Source organism: Sphingobacterium sp. UBA5639 (genome assembly GCF_002421245.1).
Lineage (GTDB): Bacteria > Bacteroidota > Bacteroidia > Sphingobacteriales > Sphingobacteriaceae > Sphingobacterium > Sphingobacterium multivorum.
In genome coordinates this window covers 417,143-428,773 of sequence record NZ_DIJR01000002.1, presented here as the reverse complement: position 1 = coordinate 428,773, position 11,631 = coordinate 417,143, and the positions used below count along the sequence as shown (strand labels likewise).

The window sequence follows — 11,631 nt, the reverse complement described above, 5'->3', positions numbered from 1 at the left end:
GCCATTTTTATGTTTTTTTATGCGGTAAATGTTTCTTTTGATATGCTGAAGGTGACATATTTGTCTGTTTTTTGAAGAAATGAGAGAACGTAGCGGAGTCCTCAAAACCCAATTCAATCAGGGTGGTCTTGATTGGATTGGCCCCCAAACGCAGCAGGTGCATAGCTTCCTTTAACAAACGATTATGAATCAATTTGAGGGGGGTAGTCTCCATGTATTGCTGTGTTTGTATCCAAAGAGTTGTTGCAGTTATATTCAATAAATTTGCGTAATAAGCGACATGGTGTTCTTTTTTATAATGAAGTTCTATTAATTCAAGAAAGCGATTCAGGATGGCTGGATAAGTATATGGTGCTAAATTATCGATGTGTTTGGTTAAGGAGCGGTTAATCTCTAGTAAGCTAGTTCCCAAACGTGATAAAATGAGTGATAATAGTGGCTGATAGCGAGAGAGTTCCTCACGGATCTTATCGAATTCATAGCGAAGCCTCTCAAATTCATATGCTGCGATCTGAAGTATCGGATAATCTTTAAGAAGTTTTATGTTGATTGAAAGCGTATGACATAATTTTTCAAAATTTTGCCAGGGAATTCTAAAATGATAAACAGCGGTTTCTTTGAAAAAATAGAAAGAACTTGACTGACCAGGGAACATTAAATGAATTTGGTAACCCATTATATTATGTTGCCCCTGATCAATCTGACGGATACCTCCTCCCGAGTGTATTAAGATAAGGGTCAGCACCTCTTTGCTTTTGAGCATATGGCAGGTGTGTACTCTGATATTCCGCATTCGATATAAAAAACCGAGATGCTCTACCTGTTCGTCGCATGTTGTTATGTTTGCAGTATTAAACATAGTTACTTTGGTCTGAGAGGCGTTAAATGCACGATTTGTTTATTCAATTTTGCGATTCTTATCTAACGATTATAGGGATATTCCTGTACCCAATGGAACTTGCGCTGCTTTAATTCGAAAGCTTGCACGTCTTGTTTAATCAGTTTAATTTGCGCTGTCTGGTCATCGAAGGTTTTTGTCAGAAGAATATTTCCATCTTGGTTGATTTTATAATCAAATTGATAATTGTTTAAGGTAATTTTCTTCCCCGCAGCATCAATAATAACGCTCTCTCTTTGCGGGCTATAGTCTGTGTTGCGTATTAAGACCTTGTTGTTATCAATTTCGAAAACAATAAGTCGCCAATTTTCGGGGATTGTTTTGCGTGGTGTTCCCGCTTCATCAATACGGTAGATTCCATATAGTGGTGACTTCGTTAGGTACTCAGCGATCATTTTTTTTGTACTTAATATGCCCATGCCTTGTTGCACTATAAAGAGAAGTAACACGGCCAATTTGATGATAAACAAACTTTTTCTTTTCCAGCTTTTATTGAATAGGGGTTGTTGAATAGGAAGTAACTGTACAGGTTTTCCTGAAATAAAAATTTCGCACAATGCTTTTAAGTAGGGAAGCAGTAGAAATATGGAAAATAGCAGGAGTGCTGTGGAGACCATTTTGACAGGAACATCATAAAAATAATTAACAGCCATAATATTGATACTTGTCGCAACCGTAATAAGTGCACCCAAAACCATCATTTTTCTGAAAAGCAATAGGCCCGATAATATTTCAATTGAACCGATGAGTATATTGTAGCCTTGAGAATAACCGATATAAGTCCATGCGAGGCCCATGGGGGAATACTCGCCCAATGGCTGCAGGAGTTGTGTTAACCTCGGCGGCTGCATTTGCATATAGAAGACTTTGATGAGACCATAGTTGATGAGCATAAAAGCAACATAATAACGTATTGCTGTGGTTAACCAGTAAAAAAGGATCCTATAGTTCGCTCTTTTTCGATCTAATATGGACCATAAAGCTGCCCCGACTAATGCTAGTAGGAATAAGATCAATAAGGATATCCAGGCATAGGAGGTATCCCCACTTCCGTTGATGAAGATGCTGTGGTCGTAAGAATAGGCCAATATATTTTCTGCAAACCAGGGAGTCAACTTTTGCATAAAATGATTGAGGGGAGAGCTGATATAGCCATATAATGGATAAGTGCCGTTGTTGAAAACAAGAATAAACGACAAAATGAAAATAAAAGAAAATCGAAAACCTAATTTTCTAAAGGCAGGCCAACGTTCTGGACCGTTTTCGTTAAGAATAAGCATGATTAAAGTTTATAGTATTTAAGTTAATATTTTTTGGTAAAATAGACCGTATGTTTGTTGAAATAAATAATCGATTAAATAGTAAATAATCATTACGCTATATTTGGACAGAAGTTTTTATCTTGCTCCTAAAAAATAAGGATCATGGACAAGATCAGAGAATATTTCGAATCGCTCGTTGTCATGAATGATACGGACTGGGAAGTATTTTCCGCTAAGCTTGTTAAGATGGAGTTTCCAAAAAAATCACTGATTTTGGAAATCGGAAAAACTGAACAGTATTTATCTTTTATTGAAAAAGGAATTGTACGTTTCAATATCCCAAAACTGGACTATGATTTTACTTTTGGATTCGCTTTTGAAAACTCTTTTGTAAGTGGGTACGATTCCTTCTTGACACAACAGCCTTCATCGTATCATCTCGAGGCAATAACGGATTGTATTTTATGGCGGATATCGTTTGAGGATCTCCATGCGGTATATCAAACAACAACGGTTGGGAATCTAATTGGTCGGAAAGCGGTTGAGGACATTTTTCTAAAAAAAATGAAACGGGAACTGACGCTACTCGAAGATTCGGCAAAAACCAGGTATATCAATTTGTTGCGTGAGCAGCCCGAGCTGATTCGCAATATTCCCTTAAAATATCTGGCTTCTTATATTGGTATTAGACCGCAATCATTGAGCCGAATCAGAAAAGGCATTTATTAACAAATGTTCATTGATAACAAAAAGAAGGGTACCTATTTTTGTTATAAAAAAGATGAAACCATTTTTTGTATTGATCGTTGTCTTTATTGTCTCCAATTTTAGTACCCTGTTGTTGAAAGGCACGGTGGATTATTTTTTTTCTGGCAAAATAGCACTAGCCGTTATGTTGCTGTTTACATCATTGGGGCATTTATTATATACGGAGGGAATGACCTTGATGCTGCCCGAATTTATTCCATTTAAAAAGGAAATGATCTATGCAACCGGACTGTTGGAAGCCCTTGCTGCTATTGGGCTATTTGTCCCGCAGATGAGCCGCATAACGGGAATCCTTTTAATTGTCTTCTTTCTACTGGTATTACCCACAAATATCCGGGCAAACTTGAAGCATATAAATTATGAGACGGCTACTTTCGATGGACCTAGTCCAAACTATTTGTGGTTTCGTATTCCGTTTCAAATCTTGCTTATCGCTTGGACTTATTATTTTGCGATTCGTTAAATCAAGTTTCTTAACTAAAATATAGCATTAAATTAATATGGGATTGTTTAGTGTTATTTAACAATTTTTTATTTTTACTAAACTTTTAGGTTTAATCAAATGAAAGAAGCAATTAAGATGATCGTATTTGACATGGCAGGTACGACAGTGAACGAAAATAATATTGTGTATAAGACGCTTAGAAATGCAATAAATACGGTAGGAGGCTATGAACTTACATTAACGGAAGTATTGGCGCATGGCGCAGGTAAGGAAAAGTTACAAGCGATCAAAACAGTACTTAAAAATAGCCTGAATCTTGTTGATGATGAATTGGCACAACGCATGTTTACGTTGTTTTTAGGGGAGCTGGAGCATGCTTATGAAGTAGAAGAAATTTATCCAAATACGAATGCTGAGGAGCTTTTTGCCATATTGAAAGACCGTGATATCTTACGTGTGTTGAATACGGGATATGACCGAAAAACTGCGGAGTCGCTTTTAGAAAAGCTTAACTGGAAAGTAGGAAAGGATGTAGATGCATTAATTACAGCGTCTGATGTGCCTCGAAACAGACCCTATCCAGATATGATTGAATTAGCGATGCAAAAATTTGAAATTGCTGATCCAGGTGTTGTCGTAAAGATTGGAGATTCTATTATCGATATACAGGAGGGGCAGCAAGCAGGCTGTGGTTTAAGTATCGGTATCACAACCGGTGCACATAATGTGGTTCAACTCAAATCCGCAAATCCCGATTATGTGATTGATGATCTACTGGAAATTGTTCCAATACTTGAAAAGAAGAATATCTCCAATACAGTTGTCTAGTTCTTTGACACTGTTGAATAAAAAAGCGGGTATTTCTTGTAGGAAATACCCGCTTTTGATTGCGATATGATCCACATGCTATTGCATTTGTATGCCTTCCATTGAATTCTGGTTTTTGTTTTTCTTAAACATGTTCATATCCATTTTTCCGAAACGGTAGGAAAGATTCAATTTGATCAACTGCGGATTGGAAAGTCGATAATAGGTTTGAGAGAATCCTTCACCCGATGAAACAATGGTATTGCCACGTGTTCTGAAGATATCATTGATGGCTAATGTTGCGGAGGCAGCCTGATTTTTCAAGAAGCTTTTCTTGATGGCAAAGTCGATACCATAGAATGGTTTGATATAGCCTTGGGAAGAGCTTTGTGCCTGGTTCATTGGTGGGCCGAATGTCTGGCCCTGTGTAACTGGCATATTTGTTTTACCTTGATATTCAAAAGCAAGCTGTAGGTTCCAGTTTTTCTGTAAGTTGAATGTATTGTTCAATTTTCCAAATACTGTCCACATACCTTCCGATGGTGTTTTCTCATCAACTTCAATTTTAGAATTGTAGAAGTTGAGGTCTGCTGTCAGATCCCACCATTTTTTGAGATTATTGGTATACGTGAATTCGGCCCCATAATTTTTGCTGGAATTGGCATTGATATAGGTATTAATGAAGTCCATTTTGTTCGTCACCGGATTGAGTTCCTGTGTCAGGTAACGTGTAATTAGGTTGTTTGTAGATTTATAGTATACCGTTGCCAAAAATGTACCTTTTCCATGTGTACGACTGTAAGAAAGTTCGCCCGAAGTGGTGAATTCTGGTACAAGATCGGGGTTACCACGTGTAATATTTAAGCTGTCGGTGTAGTCAACAAAAGGGATAAGCTGAAAGAAGTTCGGACGGTTGACACGACGGGTTACGCTCATCTGTATTTGGTCTTTCTCGGTTAGCTTTTTGCTTAAGAACAAAGAAGGAAATAAGCTAAGGGGATACTTGTTGTGAAACTTTTCATTTGTATTCAAAAGTTCGCCGTCGTACGTTGAGCTTTCTGCGCGCAACCCAACTTTATAGGATACCCAGTCTTTGAGATTTCCTCCAAGTGAGGCATAAGCTGCATAGACACTGTTTTTATTGTTATAGTTCGCTGAAGCTGCGGTGATATTTTCAAAATCCTCCTTATCCACTGCTTTTAAGGAATTCGTGTTGAGGTTTTTGAGTTTATTGATCTGGGCACGCACACCGGTCTCGAGTTTCATGCCATTTTTGAACGGTTTGACATAATCTGCCTGCACAGTCATAAATTTATTGTTGCCGGAGCCGTTGTTTTTTTGGATCTGCGTTCCGCTGACCTCATCGCTGGCATTGCGATAATTGGTCGTATATAGACCATTTGAGGTGTTATTACCGCCAAAGTAATTGAAATCGACAGACAATTCTTCGCCTTCAGTTTTGAATTTTTGGACGAGACCAGCTTGCAGGCCACGTGGTTTAAAGCTTCTTTCAGATTCGGAAATGCGATCGCTCATTGAAGTACTGCCCCCTGAAGTGGTGGAAATTGCTGAATTTTCATTAGGCTTAAATTTACCCTGAACCAACACTCCGGCGACAGATAGCGTTGTTTTGGGACTTAAGTCGTAATCTACGCCAAGCCGGCCAAAGGTAATCATACCTTTTGTTTTGCCCTCGATATCTTGATCTACTGTCGATTCTATGCCATTAATTGTACTGGTACGGTGGCTGTCGCCCTCGGTGTTGGTCCGCATGCGCATATTCATTCCCGTCAGTGAGATGTTGAATTTATTCTGACGCAGATTTAAACTACCCATAAAGTTGGTCCCGCCAAAGCGGTCGCCACCTAAGGTGACCATACCATTGTATCCAGCTTTCTTATTTTTTTTCAGAATAATATTGAGGATACCGGCCATACTTCCAGAAGCGTCGTATTTGGCAGATGGATTTGTGATGATCTCGATTTTATCAATGACATCAGCCGGAATTTGATCCGGTGTAAGCGTGGTCGGTTTTCCGTCAACAAAAATCGTTGGCGCTGCATTTCTCAATTTTACATTACCGTCGATATCTACTTGTACAGAAGGCATATTGCGGAGTACATCGATTGCTGTACCGCCAGCCGCGACGATATTTTTCTCTACGTTGAAGACTTTTTTGTCGATATCCATTTCGAGTAATGCCTTACGGCCAGTCACGGTGACTTCATCGAGCTTACGGTTGTCATTTTCCAGTTTGATCGCGCCGATATCTTTGGCTGTTTTTCCATCGGTATAGTCTACAGCTAGATCAATCGGTGCATAGCCTACAGAGCTAATTTTTAGCTTCCATTTTTCTTTTGGTGAAATGGCTGCGAAATTGAATTTTCCATTTTCTGAAGAACTGGTACTTTTTACGAGAATTTCCCTTTCTTTACCAGTAGCTTGATCCTTGATGACCTTCAATAAATTCACGGAAGCTTGCGCGATCGGTTTCCCGGTGTTGTCCACAATTTGGCCGGAGAGCTGGCCTTCGGACATGGCGAAAGCAGGACGACCGCCTGCAGGGGCTTGAGCGTGTACAGAAGCAACCGCAGTTGCCATTAGTGCTATTGCTATAAATCTTTTCATTTTTTCTTTGCTATGCTATCGGCTACGCGGATTAGGCTGTTCGATAGTACGCAAATTTGAAAAGGATTTTTTAGCTATGCAATCATCTGTAGACCGAAGCGGCGAATGTGTAGACGAACGGATAATTGTATCGATTCAATTTGTACCTGTAGCATTAGATAAACTGTTCGATATTTTTAATATATTTTTTACCGATAGGAAGGGCAGTTTCGGGTAAGGTGAGTTTGCTTTGACCGACCTGTTCAATACGATTTTTGTTGACAATAAAGGAATTATGTATGCGTAGAAAATCGACTGTAGGTAATATTTTTTCCATCCCTCGGAGGTTGCTGCGCGTAAGAAGTGGCGATTCACGGTCGACCAGGTATATTTTCACATAGTCTTTCAAGCCTTCGATGTAGCTGATTTCATGGAGAAAAATTTTCGTCTTTTTGTATTCTACATTGACGATAATATGATCCTGTTCGGGTAGCTGTTTTGCAGGGAGCAGCATACTTTCTTCCACTTTTCGGACTGCGGCTGCGAGTCGTTCTTTTGAAATGGGTTTAAGCAGATAATCTACGGCATTTAGCTCGAAACCTTCAACAGCATATTGGTGATAGGCCGTGGTGAAGATAACTAAGGGGCGCGGAGTGAGTTCGCGAATAAACTGCGTACCCAATTGATCGGGCATTTCAATATCCAGAAAAATCAGATCGATAGCGTGATCTTTTAAATAGTCTTCAGCTTCGGCCGTCGCATTAAATTTACGGGCGACTTCGATTTGCTCAAAATTCAATAAGTCGTCTTCTAAAATGTTGAGCGCGAAGGGTTCATCATCGATTAGTATACATTTAATCTTCATCGGTCATCAGTTTTAAAGTCACTTCGAAATCTCCAGCATCGGTTTTTCCGATCCTGAGGTCATGTCGGTTGGGATACAATAATTGTAATCGTCTGCGTACATTGGTCAGTCCTATCCCTTCGTTTGGACGCGGTTCCGTATGTTGTAAAATGCTATTTCGGGATATAAAGATAATGCCACCTGGAGTATCCTGGAATTGAAACTGTATCTGTGGTTCAGTTTTGCTATCCACACCATACTTGAATGCATTTTCCACAAAATGGATGAAGAGTAATGGGGGGATCATTCTGTTTTTGACTCTGTCTTCGATATCCAGTGCTACATTTCCTTGAATAGGAAGACGAAGGGTCTGTAAGGCGATAAAATTGCGCATATGGTCGATCTCTTTAAAAAGCTCGACTTTGGGACCGTCTACTTCGTAAAGTATGTAGCGTAGCATTTCGGACAACTTAACAATAGTGTCTTCGGAATCTGATGATTGTTTACGAATGAGCCAACGGATATTATTGAGCGTATTGAATAGGAAATGTGGGCTGATCTGAAGTTTTAACATCGTTAGTTCTGCCGTTGTTTTTTCAAGCGCAATCTGTTTGTTGAGCTCCTTTTGTCGGGCTTGCTCATCGTAGAGAAAGATCATCGAAGAGGTAATCATACAGAGTGAGTAGATAATACCCGGGCCGATAACCAATCGTACGAAAAGAATATTTTCCTTGGTCAGATGAGCTAGCTCCCCATCTGGATTAAAATAGACTATACAGTAGTTCAGTGCTACATAGGTGGCAAATCCAAGTGCCATTAATAGTACAAAGATCTTTCTGCGACCAAAAAAATAGGTGGGTGCAACAACGTAGCAGTGCAAGTAAAAATGAGTAGCCAGGAATACAATATTTACTAAATGCGATAATGCCGAATAAGGCTTGAAATCCGCGATTTTATCCGGCTGGTAGAGGTACGTAATAAAGGGCAAAAGCAGTAATATGGTCCAGATGACAATATGTAAATAGAATTTTCTGAAGAATCTGCCAATCATGTTATATCTAATTAATCCCCTTACTTTTGGATAAGACCAAACTTAGATAAATTGCTTTTTATATGCAATATAAATACGTTTATAGGTAAAAACAATTATTCATCAAAGCTGTTCTCCGATGGTTATCATGGTCTGTTGTCAATCGATATGGTGTTATAAACATGAGCAGCTATTAAATGAAATGATGTTAAAAAGAGGTTCAGGAAAGAACACGAAAACGGGAAATAGGCTGGACTGTTGGAAATAGTTTTGTATTTTGCAGGTATAAACTTTGTAACGTGACGTTCAATCCAAACCGATATCAGCATATGCCCTACAGACGCTGTGGGAAGAGTGGCATTCTCTTGCCAGCCATTTCATTGGGGCTTTGGCAAAATTTTGGTGAAACCGATATTCAAGCGGTGTTCCGCAAAACTTTGGTGACCGCTTTTGATCACGGGATTACCCATTTTGACCTTGCCAATAATTATGGTCCGCCTCCGGGAAGTGCAGAAGAGAACTTTTGACATATATTGCGTAGCGATTTTGTGGGCTATCGTGATGAACTTTTAATTTCCACTAAAGCGGGATATACCATGTGGCCGGGTCCGTATGGTGACTGGGGAAGTCGTAAATATTTGATGGCCAGCTTACACCAGAGCTTAAAACGGATGAAGCTCGATTATGTGGATATATTTTACCATCATCGACCGGATCCGAATACACCGTTGGAAGAGACGATGGTCGCATTGCGAGATATTGTTCATCAAGGAAAGGCCTGCTATGTGGGTTTGTCCAATTATCCTCCTGATCTTGCTCAGAAAGCTGCTGCGTTATTGCGTGCAATGGGGACACCATGCCTTATTCATCAGCCGAAATATTCGATGTTGGTGCGGACACCTGAGGAGGGGCTTTTGGATGTGCTGCAGGCAGAAGGAATCGGAGCGATCGCTTTCTCTCCTTTGGCACAGGGACTGTTGACCAATAAATACTTAGGTGGCATTCCGGCAGATTCGCGCGCTTCGAAAGAGCATTTTTTGAAAAGTGACATGATCACTGCTGAATTGATGGAGAAGATAGACCGGTTGAATAATCTGGCGATACAAAGAGGCCAAACATTGGCTCAAATGGCAATTGCATGGTTGTTGAAAGATGAACGTGTAAGCTCCGTTTTGGTAGGGGCGAGAAATAGTGAGCAACTGGTTGATTCACTCAAGGCCCTGGACAGGCTAGACTTTACGGCGGATGAATTGGCACTTATTGATGCTATTCTGAAGTATAATTAATCACCTAATTGATCATGTCATGTTTGCCTTTGAAGCACAATTGGAAATTATCGGTATCAATCCTTTTGTTTTTGTTCCTGCTGATATTCTGGAAAACCTATTTAAGGATGCGGGAATGAACAAAGGTTATATTCCTGTGAAGGGAAAAGTTAATGAAAAAGATTATGTTCAGACCTTGCTGCGATTTAAGGGGGAGTGGAGACTGTACATTAACACGGTTATATTGGCGAACTCGCCGAAACGAATCGGCGAGACCTTAACCATAACAATCGCTTTTGATCCGGAAGACCGGACTATTTTGCCTCATCCAGAACTCGAAGCAGCATTTGCGCTAAATAATGATGCACTAAAGGTGTTTGATGGATTGTCTCCATCAAAGCAAAAGGAAATTATCCGTTATATTTCTAACTTAAAAACTGCGGATAGTCGAAGAAAAAACATCGAAAGGGCGATCGGTTTTCTATTGGGTAAAAATCGATTTGTGGGGCGCGAAAAGCCCTAAGAACTCAGACCAGTACTTCCATGTATGTCCTGTAATTACGGCCAGATATAGGGAGGATTGGTTAGAATTTTAGTGATAATTTGAATATACTTATGGACAATCCTAAAATAGTATGGGGTATCATCGGCTGTGGTGATGTCACAGAAAAAAAAAGTGGACCTGCGTTTAATCGGATAAATAATAGTCAGCTAATGGCTGTCATGCGAAGGGATGCGGCGAAAGCTGCTGATTATGCTAAGCGACATCAGGTACCCCTATGGTATTCAGACGCTGACGATTTACTTGATAATATCGATCTCAATGCGATTTATGTCGCAACGCCACCGTCCTCTCATCTCGCGTATGCACTATCTGCCCTGCGTAAAGGGAAATCTGTTTACGTTGAAAAGCCCGTTACGTTAAATGCGATAGAGGCTGAATCATTATTGGCGGAAGTAAAAAGCAGTAACGGGAAATTGGTTGTTGCGCATTACCGTAGACAATTGCCTTTGTTTCTAAAGGTTAAAGAGCTTGTTGAAAACGGTGAAATTGGCCAGCTAAGGACGGTGCAACTCCGTTTATGGCAAAGCAGAACGCCCGACCTGGTAACTAAAAGTGGCGGAGATTGGCGTACTGATCCTGCTGTTTCGGGCGGCGGCTACTTTTTTGATTTAGCCCCTCATCAATTGGATTTGATGCTTTACTTTTTTGGAATGCCGATTTCATACGATGGTTTTAGCTTAATTCAGGATAGGGACAGTGCTGTTGCCGATCAAACCACAGGGACCATTTTATTTAATAATCAGCTTGTTTTTCATGGAAGTTGGTGTTTTAATGTTGCCAAAGAAAATCAGGTAGACCGTTGTGAAATTGTTGGAAGCCTTGGTCGTATTTGTTTTTCCATTTTTGGAAATTCAGTTGTTATCGAAACAGGGGATGGAGAGCAGGAATTCAGATTTGACCATCCCGAAAATATTCAATTGCCGATGATTTCGCGTGCGGTAGAGTATTTCAGCGGCATCGGGCCAAATCCATCTCCGATTGAGGAAGCCTTGGTCCTGATGCAGATCATCGATAACTTTTCGACAATAAGGCAATAATATTTTGCTTTGCTGATAAGCTCTAGTCTTTAAGGATGAAGCAGGTATAATGGAAAGCCTATTTGGAAGATAGGTATGATTTTGGTCTTCCAAATAGGCTTAA

The 11,631-nt window shown here is 40.0% G+C and carries 10 protein-coding genes and 1 pseudogene; 6 read left to right on the top strand and 5 right to left on the bottom strand.

Going from position 1 to position 11,631, the window contains the following annotated elements; translation table 11 throughout:
* Positions 1–7: 7 nt before the first annotated feature.
* Positions 8–859 carry a helix-turn-helix domain-containing protein gene (locus tag B4Z90_RS02735; protein WP_112376043.1) on the bottom strand — a complete coding sequence of 284 codons (852 nt, stop codon included), beginning with the start codon at positions 857–859 and terminating at the stop codon, positions 8–10.
* Between the two features lie 62 nt (positions 860–921).
* The gene (locus tag B4Z90_RS02730; protein ID WP_112376044.1) at positions 922–2,178 is read right to left on the bottom strand and encodes a hypothetical protein; all 1,257 of its coding nucleotides are present in this window, start codon (positions 2,176–2,178) and stop codon (positions 922–924) included.
* A 144-nt stretch (positions 2,179–2,322) separates the two neighbouring features.
* Between B4Z90_RS02730 and B4Z90_RS02725 the strand changes: the two genes are divergently transcribed.
* From B4Z90_RS02725 to B4Z90_RS02715, 3 genes are all read left to right on the top strand, one after another.
* Positions 2,323–2,889, top strand: coding sequence for a Crp/Fnr family transcriptional regulator (locus tag B4Z90_RS02725; RefSeq protein ID WP_070567992.1), 567 nt, complete (start codon positions 2,323–2,325; stop codon positions 2,887–2,889).
* 52 nt (positions 2,890–2,941) lie between these two features.
* On the top strand, positions 2,942–3,391 hold the full coding sequence (locus B4Z90_RS02720) for a DoxX family protein (protein ID WP_112376045.1): 450 nt from the start codon (positions 2,942–2,944) through the stop codon (positions 3,389–3,391).
* Between the two features lie 99 nt (positions 3,392–3,490).
* The gene (locus B4Z90_RS02715; RefSeq protein WP_112376046.1) at positions 3,491–4,201 is read left to right on the top strand and encodes an HAD family hydrolase; all 711 of its coding nucleotides are present in this window, start codon (positions 3,491–3,493) and stop codon (positions 4,199–4,201) included.
* 78 nt (positions 4,202–4,279) lie between these two features.
* Here B4Z90_RS02715 and B4Z90_RS02710 read toward each other — a convergent pair whose 3' ends face one another.
* The 3 genes from B4Z90_RS02710 to B4Z90_RS02700 form a co-directional block, all read right to left on the bottom strand.
* A complete protein-coding gene (locus tag B4Z90_RS02710; RefSeq protein WP_204991023.1) occupies positions 4,280–6,808 on the bottom strand; it encodes an outer membrane beta-barrel family protein in 2,529 nt (842 codons plus the stop codon).
* 154 nt (positions 6,809–6,962) lie between these two features.
* Positions 6,963–7,652 carry a LytR/AlgR family response regulator transcription factor gene (locus B4Z90_RS02705; RefSeq protein WP_112376048.1) on the bottom strand — a complete coding sequence of 230 codons (690 nt, stop codon included), beginning with the start codon at positions 7,650–7,652 and terminating at the stop codon, positions 6,963–6,965.
* On the bottom strand, positions 7,642–8,682 hold the full coding sequence (locus tag B4Z90_RS02700; RefSeq protein WP_112376049.1) for a sensor histidine kinase: 1,041 nt from the start codon (positions 8,680–8,682) through the stop codon (positions 7,642–7,644). Before B4Z90_RS02700 ends, B4Z90_RS02705 begins: the two co-directional genes overlap by 11 nt.
* Before the next feature lie 308 nt (positions 8,683–8,990).
* On the opposite strand from B4Z90_RS02700, the pseudogene B4Z90_RS02695 reads away from it, so the two are divergent.
* From B4Z90_RS02695 to B4Z90_RS02685, 3 genes and pseudogenes are all read left to right on the top strand, one after another.
* Positions 8,991–9,947: pseudogene (locus B4Z90_RS02695) on the top strand (aldo/keto reductase).
* Positions 9,948–9,966: 19 nt separating this feature from the next.
* The gene (locus B4Z90_RS02690; RefSeq protein ID WP_112376050.1) at positions 9,967–10,449 is read left to right on the top strand and encodes a YdeI/OmpD-associated family protein; all 483 of its coding nucleotides are present in this window, start codon (positions 9,967–9,969) and stop codon (positions 10,447–10,449) included.
* Positions 10,450–10,541: 92 nt separating this feature from the next.
* Positions 10,542–11,528 carry a Gfo/Idh/MocA family protein gene (locus tag B4Z90_RS02685; RefSeq protein WP_204991024.1) on the top strand — a complete coding sequence of 329 codons (987 nt, stop codon included), beginning with the start codon at positions 10,542–10,544 and terminating at the stop codon, positions 11,526–11,528.
* The last annotated feature ends 103 nt before the right edge of the window (positions 11,529–11,631 follow it).

Bases quoted from the DNA above. Each gene is read 5' to 3' on its own strand.
- B4Z90_RS02690 (WP_112376050.1), top strand. From the start codon at position 9,967: ATGTTTGCCTTTGAAGCACAATTGGAAATTATCGGTATCAATCCTTTT.
- B4Z90_RS02705 (WP_112376048.1), bottom strand. From the start codon at position 7,652: ATGAAGATTAAATGTATACTAATCGATGATGAACCCTTCGCGCTCAAC.
- B4Z90_RS02700 (WP_112376049.1), bottom strand. From the start codon at position 8,682: ATGATTGGCAGATTCTTCAGAAAATTCTATTTACATATTGTCATCTGG.
- B4Z90_RS02735 (WP_112376043.1), bottom strand. From the start codon at position 859: ATGTTTAATACTGCAAACATAACAACATGCGACGAACAGGTAGAGCAT.
- B4Z90_RS02720 (WP_112376045.1), top strand. From the start codon at position 2,942: ATGAAACCATTTTTTGTATTGATCGTTGTCTTTATTGTCTCCAATTTT.
- B4Z90_RS02730 (WP_112376044.1), bottom strand. From the start codon at position 2,178: ATGCTTATTCTTAACGAAAACGGTCCAGAACGTTGGCCTGCCTTTAGA.
- B4Z90_RS02710 (WP_204991023.1), bottom strand. From the start codon at position 6,808: ATGAAAAGATTTATAGCAATAGCACTAATGGCAACTGCGGTTGCTTCT.
- B4Z90_RS02685 (WP_204991024.1), top strand. From the start codon at position 10,542: ATGGACAATCCTAAAATAGTATGGGGTATCATCGGCTGTGGTGATGTC.
- B4Z90_RS02725 (WP_070567992.1), top strand. From the start codon at position 2,323: ATGGACAAGATCAGAGAATATTTCGAATCGCTCGTTGTCATGAATGAT.
- B4Z90_RS02715 (WP_112376046.1), top strand. From the start codon at position 3,491: ATGAAAGAAGCAATTAAGATGATCGTATTTGACATGGCAGGTACGACA.